Origin of the sequence: Pseudomonas sp. SJZ131 (assembly GCF_007828705.1) — a bacterium.
Classification (GTDB): Bacteria; Pseudomonadota; Gammaproteobacteria; order Pseudomonadales; family Pseudomonadaceae; genus Aquipseudomonas; species Aquipseudomonas prosekii.
This window is the reverse complement of sequence record NZ_VIVC01000003.1, coordinates 740528-759961: the sequence shown is the minus strand read 5'-3', so window position 1 is coordinate 759961 and position 19434 is coordinate 740528. Positions and strand designations below refer to the sequence as shown.

The 19434-nt window shown below is 60.4% G+C and carries 17 protein-coding genes; 7 read left to right on the top strand and 10 right to left on the bottom strand.

All coding sequences use genetic code 11. The features are described from left to right. The first annotated feature begins 2 nt into the window (after positions 1 to 2). The 3 genes from FBY12_RS17690 (at position 3) to FBY12_RS17675 (ending at position 4016) form a co-directional block, all read left to right on the top strand. The gene (locus FBY12_RS17690) at positions 3 to 467 is read left to right on the top strand and encodes an inhibitor of vertebrate lysozyme family protein (RefSeq protein ID WP_145254406.1); all 465 of its coding nucleotides are present in this window, start codon (positions 3 to 5) and stop codon (positions 465 to 467) included. Positions 468 to 1242: 775 nt separating this feature from the next. After that, on the top strand, positions 1243 to 2574 hold the full coding sequence (gltP, locus tag FBY12_RS17680) for a glutamate/aspartate:proton symporter GltP (protein ID WP_092275575.1): 1332 nt from the start codon (positions 1243 to 1245) through the stop codon (positions 2572 to 2574). 212 nt (positions 2575 to 2786) lie between these two features. Beyond that, entirely contained in the window at positions 2787 to 4016 is a 1230-nt protein-coding gene (locus FBY12_RS17675; protein ID WP_121732573.1) for a nucleoside recognition domain-containing protein, read from the top strand. 142 nt (positions 4017 to 4158) lie between these two features. On the opposite strand, the gene FBY12_RS17670 is transcribed toward FBY12_RS17675, so the two are convergent. The 8 genes from FBY12_RS17670 to FBY12_RS17635 form a co-directional block, all read right to left on the bottom strand. Then, on the bottom strand, positions 4159 to 4773 hold the full coding sequence (locus FBY12_RS17670; RefSeq protein WP_145254403.1) for an ABC-type transport auxiliary lipoprotein family protein: 615 nt from the start codon (positions 4771 to 4773) through the stop codon (positions 4159 to 4161). Then, positions 4770 to 5708: an MlaD family protein gene (locus FBY12_RS17665; RefSeq protein WP_145254400.1), complete on the bottom strand. Its 939-nt coding sequence runs from the start codon at positions 5706 to 5708 to the stop codon at positions 4770 to 4772. Before FBY12_RS17665 ends, FBY12_RS17670 begins: the two co-directional genes overlap by 4 nt. Before the next feature lies 1 nt (position 5709). Beyond that, on the bottom strand, positions 5710 to 6492 hold the full coding sequence (locus FBY12_RS17660) for an ABC transporter ATP-binding protein (RefSeq protein WP_145254572.1): 783 nt from the start codon (positions 6490 to 6492) through the stop codon (positions 5710 to 5712). 29 nt (positions 6493 to 6521) lie between these two features. Continuing rightward, positions 6522 to 7670 (bottom strand): ABC transporter permease, encoded by a 1149-nt coding sequence (locus tag FBY12_RS17655; protein WP_145254396.1) that lies wholly within the window; start codon positions 7668 to 7670, stop codon positions 6522 to 6524. 54 nt (positions 7671 to 7724) lie between these two features. Next, positions 7725 to 8753 carry a DUF5924 family protein gene (locus FBY12_RS17650; RefSeq protein ID WP_121732577.1) on the bottom strand — a complete coding sequence of 343 codons (1029 nt, stop codon included), beginning with the start codon at positions 8751 to 8753 and terminating at the stop codon, positions 7725 to 7727. A 275-nt stretch (positions 8754 to 9028) separates the two neighbouring features. Continuing rightward, the gene (locus FBY12_RS17645; RefSeq protein ID WP_145254393.1) at positions 9029 to 10417 is read right to left on the bottom strand and encodes a pitrilysin family protein; all 1389 of its coding nucleotides are present in this window, start codon (positions 10415 to 10417) and stop codon (positions 9029 to 9031) included. 174 nt (positions 10418 to 10591) lie between these two features. Then, positions 10592 to 12250, bottom strand: coding sequence for a Na/Pi cotransporter family protein (locus FBY12_RS17640; protein WP_121732579.1), 1659 nt, complete (start codon positions 12248 to 12250; stop codon positions 10592 to 10594). Positions 12251 to 12613: 363 nt separating this feature from the next. Then, a complete protein-coding gene (locus FBY12_RS17635; RefSeq protein ID WP_145254391.1) occupies positions 12614 to 13921 on the bottom strand; it encodes a CitMHS family transporter in 1308 nt (435 codons plus the stop codon). 387 nt (positions 13922 to 14308) lie between these two features. On the opposite strand from FBY12_RS17635, the gene FBY12_RS17630 reads away from it, so the two are divergent. Further along, positions 14309 to 14710 (top strand): GFA family protein, encoded by a 402-nt coding sequence (locus FBY12_RS17630; RefSeq protein WP_145254388.1) that lies wholly within the window; start codon positions 14309 to 14311, stop codon positions 14708 to 14710. Here the strand turns inward: FBY12_RS17630 and FBY12_RS17625 are convergent, their stop codons facing one another. Continuing rightward, complete coding sequence (locus FBY12_RS17625; protein WP_145254385.1) at positions 14711 to 15037, bottom strand: DOPA 4,5-dioxygenase family protein; 327 nt, start codon at positions 15035 to 15037, stop codon at positions 14711 to 14713. A 95-nt stretch (positions 15038 to 15132) separates the two neighbouring features. Between FBY12_RS17625 and FBY12_RS17620 the strand changes: the two genes are divergently transcribed. Further along, positions 15133 to 15798 carry an NAD(P)-dependent oxidoreductase gene (locus FBY12_RS17620; protein ID WP_145254381.1) on the top strand — a complete coding sequence of 222 codons (666 nt, stop codon included), beginning with the start codon at positions 15133 to 15135 and terminating at the stop codon, positions 15796 to 15798. Between the two features lie 6 nt (positions 15799 to 15804). Here the strand turns inward: FBY12_RS17620 and FBY12_RS17615 are convergent, their stop codons facing one another. Next, positions 15805 to 16755, bottom strand: coding sequence for a LysR family transcriptional regulator (locus FBY12_RS17615; RefSeq protein ID WP_145254378.1), 951 nt, complete (start codon positions 16753 to 16755; stop codon positions 15805 to 15807). Between the two features lie 114 nt (positions 16756 to 16869). Here FBY12_RS17615 and betC point away from each other — a divergent pair, with 114 nt between their 5' ends. Together betC and choX are read left to right on the top strand one after the other, a co-directional pair. After that, entirely contained in the window at positions 16870 to 18378 is a 1509-nt protein-coding gene (betC, locus tag FBY12_RS17610; RefSeq protein WP_092275619.1) for a choline-sulfatase, read from the top strand. 16 nt (positions 18379 to 18394) lie between these two features. Further along, positions 18395 to 19315 carry a choline ABC transporter substrate-binding protein gene (gene choX / locus FBY12_RS17605; RefSeq protein ID WP_145254375.1) on the top strand — a complete coding sequence of 307 codons (921 nt, stop codon included), beginning with the start codon at positions 18395 to 18397 and terminating at the stop codon, positions 19313 to 19315. Positions 19316 to 19434: the final 119 nt, after the last annotated feature.

Below are 19434 nucleotides of genomic sequence, written 5' to 3'. Positions count from 1 at the left end.
CCATGAACGTCTTGTTCAAGACGATGGCGGCCGCCCTGCTTATGGGCGGCAGTGCCATGACGATGGCGGCCAATGATGGCCAGACGCGGGCCAGCGAGTTGCTTAACGCTGACCCGCAGTATCGTGAAACATGGACTCAAGTCGTCAAAAAGGAAGAGCGATTGCCGGAATGGGTGATGAACCTGAGCGGCACCTCCGAACAAATGACTGCTGTGACTGAAGATGGCGACAAGTATCTGGTCGGGCAACTGTGCGAAAAACAGGAAACCTGCCTGAACAATCGCTTGATCGTAGCTTTCAGTTTCGACAAGGAAGACGCGTACGCGATGTGGGTGCAAGTGCCAGCGGGTCTGCCCGCCGACAAGTCCCCGACGCGCCACGCTGATTACCGTTTCCTCGGCAAGCCTGATGAAGGCATGCAAAAGCTGCTGATGGAAACGCTGAAAAAAGATCCACATTGGTACTGATCCAAAGTGGTTCTGCGTTGCAGACATAAGTTTGAAACAAGAAAGGAGCAGCCTTGCTTCTTTCCAGTGCGCCACTCGAGGAGGGCCGGCGCATGACCAGGGGGTCGGGACGTTCTGACTGCTTCAGAGTCGGAGTGACCTACGGGCACATGGAGTGCTTGCGCAAGGGCCGGGTCAGGTAGGTAAAAAGCTGCGACGCAAGTTCGCCGATCCATAGCGGCTCGACGGACTTGCGAAGAGCTTCCTCCCAAGAAGCGTATCTGCTGCTATCTCCTGCTAATGCCTCAACGCGCAAAACGTTGATCCAGAGCACTTCGCTGAATCCCCTCTGCTGCATATTCCCCGCAAAACCGTTTCGCGGTGTTTCTTCGCGACCGTATATCGAGAAAGCACTTTGTTTTTGTTGAGGAATTTTCCGAGGCATTCGTAGGCAATTTCCCAAGTTTCACCCCGAAATCACCTGTTCAAAAAACAACCAACTTGCTCTGAAATGGCCGGTTCACGGCACTTATGCCTGCCGAAATGTCGTATTCGAACCGGTTGGGACGCCGGTTTCATTTAAAAAAGCTCATGCCGATTCGGCATAGGGTAGGCGTTTACGGCATTAGACGTCGCTTCCTTGCATCGGAATAGTTGCGCCTTTTTTCGCCTGCCGAAGAGCCGTAAATCAGCGCTTTCGGGGCACCTTATACGGGGGCAGATGCACAGACTTTTCCGCCACTGAGCGTTCCAGTTCGCGCACCTGCCCGAGTCAAACTGAAGTAAGGGTAAAGATATGAAGAAGGCAAAGCTTAGCCTCGCCTGGCAGATCCTCATCGGTCTGGTATTGGGGATAGCAATCGGTGCGCTGCTGAACCATTTCAGCGCCGAAAAAGCCTGGTGGATCACCAACGTCCTGCAACCGGCGGGTGACATCTTTATCCGTCTGATCAAGATGATCGTGATCCCGATTGTGATTTCTTCGCTGATCGTCGGTATCGCCGGCGTCGGTGACGCGAAAAAACTCGGTCGTATCGGCCTCAAAACCATCCTTTACTTCGAAGTCGTCACCACCATCGCGATTCTGGTCGGTCTGGTGTTGGCCAACGTGGTCCATCCGGGCACCGGCATCGACATGAGCACGCTGGGTACGGTGGATATTTCCAAGTACCAGGCGACTGCCGCCGAGGTTCAGCATGAACACGCGTTCATCGAAACCATTCTCAACCTGATCCCGTCGAACATCTTCGCGGCCATGGCCCGCGGCGAAATGCTGCCGATCATCTTCTTCTCCGTGTTGTTCGGTCTCGGTCTGTCGAGCCTGCAATCGGACCTGCGCGAGCCGCTGGTGAAGATGTTCCAGGGCGTTTCCGAGAGCATGTTCAAAGTCACCCACATGATCATGAATTACGCGCCGATCGGCGTGTTCGCGCTGATCGCGGTGACCGTGGCCAACTTCGGTTTTGCCTCGCTGCTGCCGCTGGCCAAGCTGGTGGTGCTGGTGTACTTCGCCATCGCGTTCTTCGCTTTTGTGGTGTTGGGTTTGATTGCCAAGCTGTTCGGTTTCTCGGTGATCAAGCTGATGCGCATCTTCAAGGATGAGTTGGTGCTGGCTTACTCCACCGCCAGTTCGGAAACCGTGCTGCCGCGCGTGATCGAGAAAATGGAAGCCTACGGCGCACCGAAAGCGATTTGCAGCTTCGTGGTGCCGACCGGTTACTCGTTCAACCTCGACGGTTCGACCCTGTACCAGAGCATCGCGGCGATCTTCATTGCCCAGCTCTACGGCATCGACCTGTCGATCAGCCAGCAATTGCTGCTGGTGCTGACGTTGATGGTCACGTCCAAAGGCATTGCCGGCGTGCCGGGCGTGTCGTTCGTGGTGTTGCTGGCAACCTTGGGCAGCGTCGGGATTCCGCTGGAAGGCTTGGCGTTCATCGCCGGTGTCGACCGCATCATGGACATGGCGCGTACCGCGTTGAACGTGATCGGCAATGCCTTGGCAGTGCTGGTGATTTCGCGCTGGGAAGGCATGTACGACGACGCGAAGGGCGAGCGCTACTGGAACTCGCTGCCGCACTGGCGCAGCAAGGAAAAATTGCCGGCCGGCGAGATTTCCAAAAACTGATGCTTTGCCCTTGTAGGAGCGAGGCTTGCCCGCGAAGGCGGTGTATCAATCAACATAAATGTTGAATGTTCCGGCCTCTTCGCGGGCAAGCCTCGCTCCTACAGGGTTCAGGTGCTACCAGCGCGCGTTAAAACAAACCCCGGAGAAATCCGGGGTTTGTCGTTTCTGGCGACCCCGCTATCATTCGCCGCATTCTTCGGGGGATTTAACTGATGCTCAATGGCCTGTGGCTTGGCTTCTTTATCGTCGCAGCCGTGTCGGCAATGGCGCAGTGGCTGATCGGCGGCAATGCCGGGATCTTCGCGGCGATGGTCGAAAGCATCTTCGCCATGGCCAAGTTGTCGGTCGAAGTCATGGTCCTGCTGTTCGGCACGCTGACCCTGTGGCTGGGTTTTCTGCGGATCGCCGAGAAGGCCGGGATTGTCGATTGGCTGGCCAAGGCCTTGGGCCCGCTGTTCCTGCGGCTGATGCCGGAAGTCCCGGCCGGACACCCGGCCATCGGCCTGATCACCCTCAACTTCGCCGCCAACGGCCTCGGTCTGGACAACGCTGCAACACCCATCGGCCTGAAAGCGATGAAGGCGCTGCAAGAGCTCAACCCCAGCCCTACCATCGCCAGCAACGCGCAGATTCTGTTTCTGGTGCTCAACGCCTCGTCGCTGACCCTGCTGCCGGTGACGATTTTCATGTACCGCGCGCAACAAGGCGCGCCCGACCCGACGCTGGTGTTCCTGCCGATCCTGCTCGCCACCAGTTGTTCGACGCTGGTCGGGCTGCTGTCGGTGGCGTTCATGCAACGCCTGCGCCTGTGGGACCCGGTGGTGCTTGCGTATCTGATTCCCGGTGCGCTGGCATTGGGTGGCTTCATGGCGCTGCTGGCGACGCTCTCAGCCACGGCGCTGGCGGGGTTGTCCTCGATCCTCGGCAACCTGACGCTGTTCGGGCTGATCATGCTGTTTCTGCTGATCGGCGCGCTGCGCAAAGTGAAGGTCTACGAAGCGTTTGTCGAAGGCGCGAAGGAGGGCTTCGACGTCGCCAGGAATCTGCTGCCGTATCTGGTGGCGATGCTCTGTGCGGTAGGCGTGTTGCGGGCCTCGGGCGCGCTGGATTTCGGCCTCGACGGCATTCGGCATCTGGTCGAGTGGGCCGGTTGGGACACGCGCTTCGTCGACGCGCTGCCGACGGCGATGGTCAAGCCGTTCTCCGGCAGCGCCGCGCGGGCGATGCTGATTGAAACGATGCAGACCTCGGGGGTCGACAGCTTCCCGGCACTGGTCGCGGCGACGATTCAGGGCAGCACCGAAACCACGTTCTACGTGCTCGCGGTGTACTTCGGCGCAGTCGGCATCCAGCGCGCACGGCACGCGGTGGGGTGTGCGTTGTTGGCGGAGCTTGCTGGCGTGGTGGGCGCGATTTTTGTTTGCTACTGGTTCTTTGGTTAACCCCAGCAATTCACTTGCGAACAAAGATCCCCTTGTAGGAGCGAGGCTTGCCCGCGAAGGGGCAGGCAGATCCAAAATCAACTTGGCTGACAGTTCGCATTCGCGGGCAAGCCTCGCTCCTACACTGGGATGTGTGCCGGTATTACGGTTGGGTTTTCTGCCCTTGCTCAACCGCCCAGTTCACCACTTGCGCGGTCAGTTGATCGCTGGCCTGGCCAAACCCGGTGACTACCGCCGGGACTTGCACATCGTTCAGCGGCTGGCGCACTTCGAAGCGGCGACTGGCGAGGATGCGCTGGTCATAACCGCGCACCAGCAACGCGTCCAGCCGAATCACCACACTGGCCGCAGTGCCCTGATATTCGGTCTGAAACGCCTGCAGATTGCCGCCCAACTCCAGATCTGCCTGGAAATTGCTGTCGTCGGTGCTCAACAACGTCACCCGGCCATCGCGCTGGAAACCATCAAGCAAGCGGTTGCGCAGCAGCACCGGCGCCGGATCGCTCCAGCGCGACGCCTTGTAGCTGCTGATCACATCACCCTGCGGGATCACCGCGATTTTCGGGCTGTTCAATATTTCGCTGGCCTGCGGTTTGGCCAGACGCAGCGACCACGCTTGCGCTGCGCCGGTTTTGCCCGCCGCGCCGCTCTGCGCCGAGGGCAAACGATAAACATCCGACGGCTCGGACTTGGGCAAGATCGAGCAGGCACCGAGCAGCGCAAAACCAGCGAGGAGGGCGAGGTGATTCAGTTTCATGGAGTGAATTCCTTGTTCTTGTCGCTGCCCAGCAAATAACCGCTGGGGTTGGCTTCCAGGCGTTGGGAAATCGCCCGCAGCGAACTCAGGGTTTCGCGCAATTCACGCACCGCCGGGGCCAGGCCATTGAGGCCTTGCATGCCGTTGTTGAGGGAATCCTGATTGCTCGTCAGCAGGCTGTTGATGGTCGCGCTGCTCTGTTCCAGCGACTTCATTGCCTGCTCGGCGCTGCCGAACATCTGTTTGCCCTGATCGTTGAGCAGGCCGTTGGCGTTACGCATCAGCGCCGAGGTCTGTTCGAGCATGGCGCCGGCCTGTTTGCCGACCGAGGCCAATTGCTGCATCGCCTGACGAATATCGCCGCGCTGATCGGCAATCGTCGCGGTGGTCTGCTCCAAGTGTTCGAGGGTCTTGCTGATGCGTTCGACGTTGTCCGGCGAAAACATCTGATTGGCGTTGTGCATCAACGCGGTCACCCCGGCCATCAAGTCGCCGCTGTCGTTGAGCAAACGGGCGATGGGCGAGGGCGATGCAACGATTGTAGGCAGATCGCCGCCCTTGCCCTTGAGCGTCGGACTCTGCGGCGTGCCACCGCTGAGCTGAATGATCGAGGTGCCGGTGATCCCGGTCAGCGCCAGAATCGCGCGGGTGTCTTCCTTGATCGGCGTCTCGCCGCCGAGGCGAATCCGCGCCAGCACCCGGCGCGGGTCGTTGGGGTCGAGGCGCAGGGTCACGACGTCGCCGACCTTGATCCCGCTGTACTGCACGGCGCTGCCCTTGGACAAACCGCTGACCGCCTCGTTGAAGACGATTTCGTAATCCTTGAACTCGGTGTCGACGCTGGACTTGGCCAGCCACAAACCGAAGAGCAGGGCGCCCGCCACCACCAGCACGGTGAACAGGCCGATCAATACATGATGGGCTCGGGTTTCCATGTCAGACCTCGTTTAGCTGTTGAGCGGCCGTCAGCGCCGCGCGGCCACGGGGGCCATGGAAGTATTCGTGAATCCACGCGTCATCGGTTTCCGAGACGACGTCGATGGCGTCGGCCACCAGCACTTTTTTCTGCGCCAGCACTGCCACGCGGTCGGTGATGGTATAGAGGGTGTCGAGGTCGTGGGTCACGAGGAATACGCTCAGGCCCAACGCATCGCGCAGGGTCAGGATCAGTTGATCGAACGCCGCCGCGCCAATCGGGTCGAGGCCAGCGGTGGGTTCGTCGAGAAACAGGATGTCCGGGTCCAGCGCCAGCGCTCGCGCCAGTGCGGCGCGCTTGATCATGCCGCCGGACAGCGACGCCGGGTATTTGTCCGCCGCCGACAGCGGCAAACCGGCCAGCGCCAGTTTCACCGCCGCCAGGTGCTCGGCGTCGGCGCGGCTGAGGCCGGCGTGTTCGATCAGCGGCAGGGCGACGTTTTCGGTCACGGTCAGCGACGAGAACAACGCGCCTTTCTGGAACAGCACACCGAAGCGCCGTTCGACCAGCGAACGCTCATGCTCGGACAGCGTCGGCAGGTTCTTGCCGAAGACTTCGACCACGCCTTCGCTGGGCTGGCGCAAACCGACGATGCTGCGCAGCAACACCGATTTGCCGCTGCCGGAGCCGCCGACCACCGCGAGGATTTCGCCCTTGTACAAATCCAGATCGAGGTTCTCGTGCACGCTCTGGCTGCCGAAACGGTTGCACAGTCCACGGACTTCGATCACCGCGTCGGTCATCGCCGCGTCGGGCGCTCGGGGTAAACCACTCACCAGCCCATCTCCATGAAAAACAACGCGGCCACGGCGTCGAGAACGATCACCACAAAAATCGACTGGACCACGCTCGACGTGGTGTGCGCGCCGACCGATTCCGCGCTGCCGCTGACCTTGAAGCCTTCGAGGCAACCAATCGCGGCGATGAGGAATGCGAAGATCGGCGCTTTCACGATCCCCACCAGAAAATGCTGAACGCCGATGTCGGTTTGCAGCAGCGACAGGAACATCGCCGGGGAAATTCCCAGCGATACGGCGCAAACCACGCCGCCGCCGATAATCCCGGAAAGCATCGCCAGAAAGGTCAGCATCGGCAGCGCCACCAAAAGCGCCAACACGCGCGGGACCACCAGCAATTCCATCGGGTCGAGGCCCAAGGTGCGAATCGCGTCGATCTCTTCGTTGGCCTTCATCGAGCCGATTTGTGCGGTGAACGCACTGGCGGTGCGCCCGGCCATGAGGATCGCGGTCAGCAACACGCCGAATTCGCGCAGGAACGAGAACGCCACGAGGTCTACGGTGAAAATGCTCGCGCCAAAACTGGCGAGCACCGTTGCCCCAAGAAACGCGACTACGGCGCCGACCAGGAACGTCAGCAACGCCACGATGGGCGCGGCGTCGAGGCCGGTTTGCTCGATGTGCGCGACCATCGGCGTGATGCGCCAGCGTTTCGGCCGGAGCAATCCGCGCGCGATGGTTTCGAGGATCAGCCCGACGAAACCCAGCAGTTGCAGGGTGTCTTGCCACACGGTGTCGACGGCGCGGCCAATGCGCGTGAGCAATTGGATGCCGACGCCGACTTCGGCCTCTTTGATCGGCACGCAGAAGTCGGTCATCGAGCAATAGACGGTTTGCAGCAACGCGCGATCAGCGCCGGACAGCGTGCAGTCAGGGTGTTCGGCGGACTTGCCGAGGCGTTCGGAGCCGAGCAGCTCGACCAGCAGCGAGGCACCGGCGGTGTCCAGCGCGCCGAGGCCATTGAGGTCGATCGCGGTGCTGTCGTCGTATTGGCCGCGAAGGCTGTCGCCCAGCCGCTTGAGGTCGGCGTAATGGGCGAGCGTCCAGTCACCCGTCACGCGCAAATTCGCGGGGGTGCTGGAAGTGTCCAGTCGGGCAGTGCCGGCCATCGTGCTGCTGCTCATAAGCTCCGTGCTTGTTCGGCTATTTCGCAGCGCTACGTAATAGCACGAAGCGGATTACTTTTCTTTGGTCGGTGTGCTGTCGGTGATCACAAAACGCAGCACGCCGATCACCTGGCCGTCCTCGGTCAGCACCCGGACCTGCCATTTGCCCGCCGGATTGCCGGGAAAGTTCTGCTTGTGCGTCCACGCCCGATAGCCTTCCTTGCGCCCGCCGTGGATATCCAGCGCAATGCGGTCGACCTCTTTGCCGTTGAATTTCCACACGTGATAAATCCGCTCGTCCAGACCGCGCGGCGCGTTGATCGCGGTGTAGGCGTAGAGCCCGTCACCGCGAATCTGCTCGGCGCTGACTTCGTCGAGGCTTTTGCCCGGCGTGCGGTCCTGCATTTGTGTGCTGATCGCCACATCGGTCATCCACAACGTCGCCGGCGGCACCCACGAACGCAGCACCCAGCCGAGCGCGCCGATGCCCAGCGTGATGCTGAGGATGGCCAGCGCGTTGCGCACGGTTCGGATCGGGAAGATCGACGCCAGGCTCGGGAACGACAGGACCATGGCGATGCCGAGCGCCAGTTTGAAACTCTGCGAGGTGGTCAGGTGCAGGATCACGGGCAGGGCGGTGAGCAGCGCGGCGAACAGCGTCAGCGTGTGCAACGCGAGAAACGCCCAACGGCGCGGCGCCAGCCATTTGTAGTACAGCGGGTCGGTGATGGAGATCAGCGCGGCGATGCTCAGCAGCCCGGTGAAGAACAGTTGGCCGCTGTTCCAGGTGGTGGTGATGAAGAAAAACGGCAGGACGAAAAACAGGCTTTCCTGGTGAATCATCTGCGTGGCGTAACGCAGCAGCGGCTGGGGGATTTCGCGTTTGAAGATGCGGGCGAAGAGCTTGGTCAGGCTGTTTTCCAGCATCAGCCAGACCCAACTGATCAGCATGATGATGGTGATCCACGTCGCCAGCCCTTGCTGACGATCGACCAGCATGAAACTGCCGACCCCGGAGACAAAACCACCGAGCGCGATAACCCCCGGATAGCGTTTCATCAAGTCAATGATGCGCTGGACAAAAACGGTCAGGGTCGGCATTCGGCGATTCACATTAGTCGTGGGAAAAAGCCTCGACAGGCTAACGCTGGCGAGAACCGGAGAAGCGTGGAGCAAATTTCAATTCCGCGAAACCCTTGTAACAACTCCCGAAACCCGCAAAACCTTCCCGAATCCCAAAGAACCTTTGTAGCCGCTGGCGAAGCCTGCGTTCGGCTGCGCAGCAGTCGTTGGTCCGGGCAACGCGGTATTTCCTGAAAAACCGCATCGCCAGGTTTGACGACTGCTTCGCAGCCGAACGCAGCCTTCGGCAGCTGCTACACGGGCGCGGTGGGTTTTCGGTGGGCGCGCAATGCCAGCAAGCCCAGCACGATCAAGCCCAACACTCCGCCCAGCACCCACAACAACTGATCATCGCTGAGCAGCGGTTTCTCGATGCGCAGATACCCCGGCTGCAACAACAACTCGCGCATGGCTTTGTTGGCTTCTGCCAGCGTCACGCCTTGCAGTTCCCTGGCCGGGTTGGTGAAGCGCCCGTCCTGATAATCGCCCAGCGCGCTCCAATAATAGTCGGCCAGCGCACTGTTGCCCTGCACGGCCCAGGATTGGCGGGCGATGGCGGCTTGCTTGAGGCGGTCGAAGGTGTCGACATCGAGGCCATTCTTCAGCAGGTCAGCCTTCAAATCCTCCAGCACCTGCTTGGCCTCATCGATATTCTCGCGCTCAAGGTCAGCGTTCAGGCTCATGAAACCGACGCTGCCAAACAACTCGCGCTCGGCCCACGGCCCATAGGACAAACCGTGATTCAGGCGCATCTGCCGATACAGCGCCCAATCCAGATAATCCTTGAGCAGGTCGAACGTCTGGTCCGGCACATCTTCGAGCACCGGCTCCGGCACCAGCCAGTGCAGCTTCGCCCCGCCGCCGACAAATCCGTGAATCAGACTGCGCTCATGCGCGGCGCTGGCGTTGACTTCCGGCAACGCCAAATGCTCGGTGGGATCGACCGGTTCCAGCGGCCCCCAGGCCCGTTCCAGATACGCCGGGAGCAATTTGTCGAGGTCGCCGACGACGATCAGCGTCATGTTGTTCGGCGCGTACCAAGCCTTGCGCACCTTATCCAGTTGCTCGCGGGTCAGGCCATCGACTTCGGCGCGTTGCGGGCATTTCAGGCCCAGCTCCACCGCCAATTGATTGCTCGCGGTGTGCCCGAGGTCCTGCCGGTCCATCCAGCGTTGCAAGTGCGAATAATGGCCGCCGTCCTCGCGCTCCACCACTTGCTTGGCGGCGTTGATCGCGTTGTCGTCGAATTGGGTCTGGGTCAGCAGCGCCAGCAGCAGGTCGAGGACTTTGCGCTGGTTTTTCGCCGGGGCTTCGATCACGAATGTGGTGTCGGCGTTGCTGGTGAAGGCGTTCCATTCACCGCCCAAGGCCTGCATGCGTTCTTCCAGACCACCTTCGCCACTGGCGTCGATGCCGCTGAACAGCAAGTGTTCGAGCAGGTGCGGCAGCTCCTTTTCCTCGCAACGGAAGTCGTCGAGGCCGACGCCAACCACCAGCCGAATCGCCACATGCCCACGGTCGGTGCCGGGTTTGAGCAGCAATTGCAGGCCATTGGGCAGGGCATAGCCTTCGACCTGAAAACGATCCAGGGCAAACGCGGGCAATGAACCGAGCAACAGACAGGCGAATAACAGACAACGCATAACAGGCTTCCATACGGCTGATTGGAGATCCGTGGCGCTTTCCAGGCAGCCATCGCGAGCAAGCTCGCTCCCACATTGGTTTCGTCTACGACGCCAATCACCTGCGGGAGCGAGCGTGCTCGCGATGATCTTGAACCAGAACCTCTGTTACTGACTGGCCACGCACCCAGACGTTCAAGGCGAATGCGTGATGTCGGCCAAATCGTCCGCCGCCAGCGCGCCGGTGTCGGCGGTTTCCAGCACCGCGTAGGCGCTGCTGCAAAACAGCGAGTTGAGGCGTTTCATGTCGGCAATCAGCTCAAGGTGCAGCGAACTGGTTTCGATACTTTGCACAATCTTGCGTTGCAAACGGCTGACATGCGCGTGAGCCAAACGGCGTTCCTGCGCGCGGAAACGACGTTTCTCGCGCAGCAACTGTCGGGCACTTTCCGGATCGCTGCTGAGGAACACCGACAAGCCCAATCGCAGGTTGGAAATCAGCTGACTGTGCAGCCCCGCCAGCTCTTCCAGGCCGACTTCGGAAAACGAGCGGCGTTGCGAAGTCTTCTGCTGCTGCACTTTGCGCAGCATGCGTTCGATCAGGTCGCTGGCGAGTTTGAGGTTGATCGCCAGCTCAATGATTTCCGCCCAGCGCCGACTGTCTTGCTCGCTGAGGTCTTCGCGCGGCATCTGCGCCAGGTACAGTTTGATCGCGCTGTAGAGCGCTTCGACATCATCGGTGAGGCGACGCATTTCCTGAGTGACGGCGGTCTGTTTGCCGCGCAGAACGTCGAGCATCGCTTCGAGCATGTTGTCGATCAGGTCGCCGATGCGCAGGGTTTCCCGAGCGGCGTTGGCCAGCGCGAGGCCGGGGGTGACCAGCGCCGTCGCATCGAGATGACGCGGTTTGGCCATGCCGTTGAGTTCCGGCCGCTCGGGCAGCAGCCAGGCGCAGAGTCTGGCCATCGGCCCCACGCTCGGCAGCAGGATCAGGCAACGCGCGGTGTTGTAGAGCAGGTGGAAACCGATGACCATTTCCTGCGGACTGAAATCGAGGCTGTCGATCCAGTGCACCAACGGGTCGAGCACTGGAATAATCAGCAGCAGCCCGATCAGCTTGTAGAGCAGGCTGCCCAGCGCCACTTGGCGACCCGCAGCGTTCTGCATGCTGGTGCTCATGAACGCCAGAATGCCGCTGCCGATGTTGGCGCCGATCACCAAGCCAATCGCTACCGGCAGGCTGATCACGCCGGCGCCGGCCAGGGTCGCGGTCAGCAGCACGGCGGCAAGGCTGGAATAGGAAATCATCGCGAACAGCGCGCCGACCAGGGCGTCGAGGAGGATGTCGCCGGTCAGCGAGGCGAAAATCACCTTCACGCCTTGCGCCTGGGTGATCGGTGCGGCGGCTTCGACGATCAGTTGCAATGCCAGAATAATCAGCCCGAGGCCGATGCTGACCCGGCCCATCTGGCCGATGCGCGTCTGTTTGCGCGAGAGGAAAAATATCACTCCGAGGAAGATCAGCAGCGGCGACAGCCACGACAGATCAAACGTCAGCACCCGCGCCATCAGCGCGGTCCCGACGTCGGCGCCGAGCATGGTCGCCAGCGCGGGGGTCAGTGCCATCAGGCCCTGGCCGACGAAGGAAGTGACGAGCATGGCCGTGGCGTTGCTGCTCTGGACCATGGCGGTAACGACGATGCCGGCGATAAACGCCAAGCCGCGTTTGGACATGTTCTGGCCAATCACGTGGCGCAGATTGGAACCGTAAACCCGCAGGATGCCGGTTCGAACGATGTGCGTGCCCCAGATCAGCAAGGTCACGGCGGATAGCAAATTGAGCAGGGTCAGCATGCTCGGCCCCCTGTGGTGGTAGCGCCCCAAAAAGGCAAATTGACGGTGCCGCGCAACGATCTACGTTCTGTACTTAAGCTGTAGTTGGCTAACGGTCTGGGCGCCAGCATCGCATAGCTGAATAAGTGATTGAAACAAAACTGTCATAAAAACAGCTTGATGCGCCGATACAAACCCAGATGCCACGACTCGCTCCATGTAGCAGCTGCCGAAGGCTGCGTTCGAGTGCGCAGCAGTCGCTGATCCATTCAACGCGGTCTCGCTGAAGAACCGCGTCGTCAGGTTTGGCGACTGCTTCGCAGCCGGACGCAGCCTTCGGCAGCTGCTACAGGGTCGTGGTGGTGGCTGGGTATGTGCGCTGATTTACAGGGTGCTGAATAGCGGGAAGATCCCCATCAGCAACGCGGCAACCATGATGCACAGGCACACCAGCACGGCCCATTTGAGGGTGAAGCGCTGATGGTCGCCGAATTCGATTCCGGCCAGCGCGACCAGCAGATAGGTCGATGGCACAAGCGGGCTCAGCAGGTGCACGGGCTGACCGACGATCGAGGCGCGGGCCATTTCCATCGGGGTAATGCCGTAGTGGCTGGCGGCCTCGGCGAGCACCGGCAATACGCCGTAGTAAAACGCGTCGTTGGACATGAAGAAGGTGAACGGCATGCTTACCAGCGCAGTAATCACCGCCAGGTACGGGCCGAGGAATTCCGGAATCACCGCCAGCAAGCTTTTCGACATCGCGTCGACCATACCGGTGCCCGACAGAATGCCAGTGAAGATCCCCGCCGCGAAGATCAACCCGACCACCGCCAACACGCTGCCGGCATGCGCCGCCACGCGGTCCTTCTGTTGTTGCAGGCACGGGTAGTTGACGATCATCGCGATACTGAACGCCACCATGAACAGCACTGGCAGTGGCAGCAGGCCGGCAATCAACGTGCACATCAGGCCCAGCGTCAGCAGGCCGTTGAACCAGATCAACTTCGGACGGCGCGCATCCGGGAACTGCGAAACACTGATCTCGCTGTGATCCACTTCATCGCCCGCCAAGTGCAATTCACCGAGACGCGCACGTTCGCGTTTGCCGTAGAAATAGGCAATCGCCAGGATCGCCACCACGCCGGCGAGCATCGCCGGAATCATCGGCACGAAAATGTCCGACGGGTCGACATGCAGCGCACTCGCAGCACGTGCGGTCGGGCCGCCCCACGGCGTCATGTTCATCACGCCGCCCGCCAGAATGATCAGGCCCGCCATGATTCGCGGGCTCATGCCGATGCGGCTGTACAGCGGCAGCATGGCGGCCACGCAGATCATGTAAGTGGTCGCGCCATCACCGTCGAGGGAAACCACCAGCGCCAGCACAGCGGTGCCGACGGACACTTTCAGCGGGTCGCCCTTGACCAGTTTGAGGATCTTGCGCACGGCCGGGTCGAACAGGCCGGAATCGATCATCAGCGCAAAATACAGAATGGCGAACATCAACATCACACCGGTCGGCGCAAGTTTGGTGATGCCTTCGAGCATCATCGGGCCGATTTTCGGCGCGAAACCACCGAACAGCGCAAACAGAATCGGGATGATGATCAGGGCAATCAGCGCGGACAAGCGCTTGGTCATGATCAGGAACATGAACGTGATGACCATGGCGAAGCCAAGGAAAGTCAGCATGGGAATACTCCAGGCGTAGCGCGGCTAGGGAATGGGCGAACCGGGTCGGGTCAGCGCAGAACGGGAGGCGCGAGGCGTACGGGCGGAGGTGTAGCGAGGGGGCGGGTAACGAAAGACATCAGAATCACCATTGTTGTTGTTAATTGGACCGTGCGAACGATGCGCATGGCCAACCGGTCTGTTGCCGGCAGTGGGGCGATCCTAATCGGCCAAGCTTTCAGCTACCTTTCGCTGGTGAAAGCATTGAGCGGTTGTGGCACCGGTCGTCGGACTGCGCCGAGGTGGGCAATTGAGGATGAGGCGTAGGCTCAGACCTACCTTGAAGCGGCGGCGCGCACAGTTGTGCGGGAACGAGCCTGCTCTCTGAACGCATCAGGAGGGAAATACATGGCAAACATTCACACCGGCGGCTGCCACTGCGGACACTTGCGCTATCAATTCAGCGGGCCGCTGCACGACATCGCGCATTGCCATTGTTCGATTTGCCGGCGGGTCAGCGGCGGCATTGTCACCACTTGGATCACCGTGCCCGCAGCAGACTTTGCCTGGCTGGGCGGGACGCCATCGCGGTACGACTCGTCCGCGAGTTGCGTGCGATATTTCTGCCCGACCTGTGGGGCGCAAGTCGCGCTGATCACGCAGCTCAGCCCACAGAGCATCGATGTGACCATTGCCACCCTCGATCACCCTGAACAGGCCCCGGCCGAGCGGCATATCTGGAGCGACAGTCGCTTGCCGTGGCTGCACCTCGACGAGCATTTGCCCAGCGAAGCCGAAGAAAAAATCTGATCAGAAAATAGACAGGTTCAGCGGTCGGACCGCGCCCATCCAGATCGCGTGCTCAGTGTGATCGAGCAAATCATTGCCGGTGTCCGGGTGCAGGAACACCACCAGACCGCGGCGATTGAGCGCCAGCCATGGCAGCACCTGGCCAAGCAACTCTGGCCCAAAGGCCAATTGGCAGCTCCAGTCCGGGTGCGGCCCGACCGGGCGTTCGTGGACGCGACCCATTTTCAGCGCAAACAGCGCAGCCGCTTGCTCACACAAGGCGCGCGCCTGATCGATGGTGCGGGCGTCGAAATAAACGTGGGCGTGGTAGCCGGTGATCTGTTGCATCTGCACCTCTCGGAAACTCGTTCGAACCCTCGCCGATTCCTACAGGTCACACGCCATATACGTACAACTTATAAGAAGGAATAAGGAGATCAGCCATGAAAAATGCCGAAACCCCGACGGTCAAAGTGGTGCTCTATGGTGCCATGAGTAGCTTGGGCAGTGCGCTGATGGCTGAAATGCTGCGGCGCCAGCATGAAGTGATCGCGATTCTCGATGACCTGACGGCGCTCGCGCCACGCCCCGGTCTGCGCACCAAAAACGGTGATCTGTTTGACTCCGAACGGGTCAAGCAAAGTGTCGCCGGCAGTTCGGCGGTGATTTGCCTGTTGGACGCGCCGGGGCTGCCGATCAGCAGCGAACATGTGGAAAAAACCATCGTCCCCGGCCCGGTCGAGCAAGTGCTGGCGGTCGATGCGCTCATTGACGGCATGCAGGCCGCCGGTATTTCCCGAGTGTTTGTCGTAGGAGATTTCGCCGAGCTCGACGAGCCGGAGGTGGAGGACAACCTGCAACTGCACGCCGCCGAAGAAATCCTCGAAGCCCTGCAGGGCAGCGGTTTGCAATGGACGCTAGTGGACGCGCCGCGTGGCGTGGCCGGGTTGACCATCGAGCATTTCAGCCAGGTCAGCAGCTCGCTGGAACCGGGCCTGGCCGAACCGCTTGAGCGCTTGAATCGCGTGGCGGTCGGCATCGCCGATGAGCTGCGATTGAATCTGCACGTCGCTGAACACGTGAACTTCGTCGCGGCGACGGATTACTAGAAACGTTCACACCGCAATCGACGGGAAGGGCAGGCCAGTCAGCGATTGCGCGCTGGTCGCCTGCTCTTCCATCAGCCAATCGAGAAACTGCTGGATCAACTCGCCGCGCCGTTTGCGTTGCGGCAACACCACGTAATAACCCAATCGGGAAATCAGCGTGTCGGCGATTGGCCGACACAACAAACCTTGCGCCAGCAAGTTATCCACAAGGTGCCGCCAGCCGATAGCGACGCCCTGACCGCCAATCGCAGCCTGGATCAGCAAGGTGTAATTGTCGAAACGCAACTGCCCCGGCGCCGGTGCAGAGGTGATCCCCAACTCGCGAAACACGCCGCTCCAGTCGAACCAGTTACTGCTGTTTTCGCCGCGCAAATGCAGCAGCGGCAAGTCGAGCAGCGCCGGCACTGGCAAGGGCAGGGCGCGGTCCTTCAACAACAGCGGGCTGCACACTGGAAACACTTCCTCACTGAACAACCAATGACTTTCGCCCTGTTTGAAGCGGCCATCGCCGAAGAGCACGGCGACGTCGATGTCGGTGCGCAGCATGTTGTGATTGCGTTCGCTGGTGACGAGGCTGACATCAATGTGCGGATTGGCCTGGTGAAAGCGGTGCAGACGCGGCATCAGCCAATACGCGGCGAAGGCGAAATCGGTGGCCACTTGCAGCACTTCGTGGGAGTGCTGCGCGCTGATCGCGGTGAGTCCTGCGTCGATATTCTGCAAACCGAGCTGAACTTGCTCGAACAGGATGGTCCCGGATTCAGTCAGTTCGATGCCACGGTAAATCCGATCAAACAGCCGTGTGCCGAGCTGCTCTTCCAGCCGTTTGATCTGCTGACTGATCGCCGGTTGCGTGGTGCCGAGCTCCACCGCTGCGGCGGTAAAACTGCGCTGACGGGCCGCCGCTTCGAAGGCGCGCAGCAGGTCGAGGGACAAATCACCGAGGGCGTCATACATAAGCTGTGCTTATCCTAGTCATTGCTTGGCGTGGGCTTTACCGTAAATCGCATGGCCTCCATGCTCGGTCGCAGCACTCTCGCATAAATATTCACTATGGAATGCCGCGATCACATGAAGCGCAAGAATATTCTTTTCATCATGGCCGATCAGATGGCCGCGCCAATGTTGCCGTTCTACGGTCCTTCGCCTATCAAACTGCCGAATCTCAGCCGCCTCGCCGCCGAAGGCGTGGTGTTCGACGCCGCGTATTGCAACAGCCCGTTGTGCGCGCCGTCGCGTTTTACGTTGGTCAGCGGTCAGTTGCCGAGCAAGATCGGCGCTTACGACAACGCGGCCGATTTCCCCGCCGACGTCCCGACTTACGCGCACTATCTGCGCCGCCTCGGCTACCGCACGGCGCTGTCGGGCAAGATGCATTTCTGCGGCCCGGACCAGCTCCACGGTTATGAAGAACGCCTGACCAGTGACATCTATCCCGCCGATTACGGTTGGTCGGTGAACTGGGACGAACCGGACGTACGCCCGACCTGGTTCCACAACATGTCCTCGGTGCTGCAAGCCGGGCCGTGCGTGCGCACCAATCAACTGGATTTCGACGAAGAAGTGGTGTTCAAAGCGCAGCAATACTTGTTCGATCACATCCGCGAGGATGGCGATCAGCCGTTTTGCCTGACCGTGTCGATGACTCACCCACACGATCCGTACACGATTCCCAAGCCGTTCTGGGATATGTACGACGACGCCGACATCCCTTTGCCTACAACGCCGCCGCAATCCGAACTCGACCCGCACTCGCAGCGCCTGCTCAAGGTTTACGACCTGTGGGATAAGCCATTGCCTGTGGATAAGATTCGCGATGCGCGCCGCGCGTATTTCGGCGCATGCAGCTATATCGACAGCAACGTCGGCAAACTCCTGCAAACGCTTGAGGAAACCGGGCTGATCGATGACACGATCATCGTGTTCTCCGGCGATCACGGCGACATGCTGGGCGAGCGCGGCCTCTGGTACAAAATGCACTGGTTCGAAATGGCCGCCCGTGTGCCGCTGTTGATCAGCTCGCCGGGGCAGTTCGGCGCGGGCCGGGTCAGCGCTGCGGTGTCTACCGCCGACCTGTTGCCGACGTTTGTCGAGTTGGCCGGCGGTTCACTGGAGCCGGGTTTGCCGCTCGATGGCCGTTCGCTGGTGTCGCATCTGCAAGGGCAGGGCGGGCATGACGAAGTGTTTGGCGAGTACATGGCCGAAGGCACCATCAGCCCGTTGATGATGATTCGGCGCGGCGCTTACAAATTTATCTACAGCGAAGACGACCCTTGCCTACTCTTCGACGTACACAACGACCCGCGCGAACAGGAAGAACTCAGCCAGTCGCATCGGCCATTGTTCGACGAGTTTCTCGCCGAGGCGCGGGCCAAATGGAACATTCCGCAGATTCATCAACAAGTGCTGCAGAGCCAACGGCGCCGGCGTTTCGTCGCCGAGGCCCTGACCATCGGCAAGCTGAAGAGCTGGGATCACCAGCCGCTGGTCGACGCCAGTCAGCAGTACATGCGCAACCACATCGACCTGGATGATCTGGAGCGCAAAGCACGTTATCCACAACCCTGCCAAAACCAATAATGTGAAGGGGAAGTCCATGCAAAGGTTATCCACAGTCGTGACGGTCGGGCTGCTGGCTCTGGGCAGCGCTTCGGCGTATGCCGATCAGAGCTGCGAGACGGTGAAAATGGCGGATCCGGGTTGGAGCGACATTGCCGCCACCAACGCCATCACCGGGTTTCTGCTGGACGGCATGGGCTACAAGGCCAAAGTCGACACGCTCGCCGTGCCGATCACCTTTGGCGGGTTGAAGGACGGCCAGGTCGATGTGTTTTTGGGTAACTGGATGCCGGCGCAGCAGGGCTTCTACGACAAGTTCGTGGCGAATGGCGATGTCACGCAACTGGCGAAAAACCTCGACGGCACCGAGTTCACCCTGGCGGTGCCGGATTACGTCTGGGACGCCGGCGTGCATGATTTCGCCGACTTGAACAAATTCGCCGACAAGTTCGACAAGAAGATTTACGGCATCGGCTCCGGCGCGCCGGCGAATATTTCGTTGCAGGACATCATCAAGAAGAACGATTTCGAGCTCGGCCAATGGAAACTGGTCGAATCCAGCGAGCAAGCGATGCTGGCAGAAGTGTCCCGCGCGGTTAAGAAACAGAAGTTCGTGACCTTCCTCGGCTGGACGCCGCACCCGATGAACGTGCAACTGAAAATGCATTATCTGAAGGGTGGCGAGAAGTACTTCGGCGACACCGGCAGCGTTTATACATTGACCCGCAAAGGTTATGCACAGGCGTGCCCGAACGTTGGCAAGTTGCTGACGAACCTGAGTTTCACCCAGGACATGGAAAACAGCATCATGGCTGAGGTGGTGAACAAGAAGATCAGCAACGCCGAAGCGGCCAAGGCGTGGATCAAGGCCAACCCGGCGGTGCTGGATAAATGGCTGGACGGCGTGAAAACGCTGGACGGCAAAGACGCGTTGGGGGCGGTGAAGGCCAAGCTTTGATTGGGTGATCCTGGATTTTGGTATGGCTGGAGATCGCCCCCTCACCCCAGCCCTCTCCCCAGAGGGGAGAGGGGGAAAGGGAGCAGATCTCCACGCTTTTCAAATCCTGAGTTCGACTC

Excerpts from the sequence above, each read along its gene's own strand:
- FBY12_RS17690 (WP_145254406.1), top strand. The coding sequence starts at position 3 with ATGAACGTCTTGTTCAAGACGATGGCGGCCGCCCTGCTTATGGGCGGC.
- gltP (WP_092275575.1), top strand. The coding sequence starts at position 1,243 with ATGAAGAAGGCAAAGCTTAGCCTCGCCTGGCAGATCCTCATCGGTCTG.
- FBY12_RS17675 (WP_121732573.1), top strand. The coding sequence starts at position 2,787 with ATGCTCAATGGCCTGTGGCTTGGCTTCTTTATCGTCGCAGCCGTGTCG.
- FBY12_RS17670 (WP_145254403.1), bottom strand. The coding sequence starts at position 4,773 with ATGAAACTGAATCACCTCGCCCTCCTCGCTGGTTTTGCGCTGCTCGGT.
- FBY12_RS17665 (WP_145254400.1), bottom strand. The coding sequence starts at position 5,708 with ATGGAAACCCGAGCCCATCATGTATTGATCGGCCTGTTCACCGTGCTG.
- FBY12_RS17660 (WP_145254572.1), bottom strand. The coding sequence starts at position 6,492 with ATGACCGACGCGGTGATCGAAGTCCGTGGACTGTGCAACCGTTTCGGC.
- FBY12_RS17655 (WP_145254396.1), bottom strand. The coding sequence starts at position 7,670 with ATGAGCAGCAGCACGATGGCCGGCACTGCCCGACTGGACACTTCCAGC.
- FBY12_RS17650 (WP_121732577.1), bottom strand. The coding sequence starts at position 8,753 with ATGCCGACCCTGACCGTTTTTGTCCAGCGCATCATTGACTTGATGAAA.
- FBY12_RS17645 (WP_145254393.1), bottom strand. The coding sequence starts at position 10,417 with ATGCGTTGTCTGTTATTCGCCTGTCTGTTGCTCGGTTCATTGCCCGCG.
- FBY12_RS17640 (WP_121732579.1), bottom strand. The coding sequence starts at position 12,250 with ATGCTGACCCTGCTCAATTTGCTATCCGCCGTGACCTTGCTGATCTGG.
- FBY12_RS17635 (WP_145254391.1), bottom strand. The coding sequence starts at position 13,921 with ATGCTGACTTTCCTTGGCTTCGCCATGGTCATCACGTTCATGTTCCTG.
- FBY12_RS17630 (WP_145254388.1), top strand. The coding sequence starts at position 14,309 with ATGGCAAACATTCACACCGGCGGCTGCCACTGCGGACACTTGCGCTAT.
- FBY12_RS17625 (WP_145254385.1), bottom strand. The coding sequence starts at position 15,037 with ATGCAACAGATCACCGGCTACCACGCCCACGTTTATTTCGACGCCCGC.
- FBY12_RS17620 (WP_145254381.1), top strand. The coding sequence starts at position 15,133 with ATGAAAAATGCCGAAACCCCGACGGTCAAAGTGGTGCTCTATGGTGCC.
- FBY12_RS17615 (WP_145254378.1), bottom strand. The coding sequence starts at position 16,755 with ATGTATGACGCCCTCGGTGATTTGTCCCTCGACCTGCTGCGCGCCTTC.
- betC (WP_092275619.1), top strand. The coding sequence starts at position 16,870 with ATGAAGCGCAAGAATATTCTTTTCATCATGGCCGATCAGATGGCCGCG.
- choX (WP_145254375.1), top strand. The coding sequence starts at position 18,395 with ATGCAAAGGTTATCCACAGTCGTGACGGTCGGGCTGCTGGCTCTGGGC.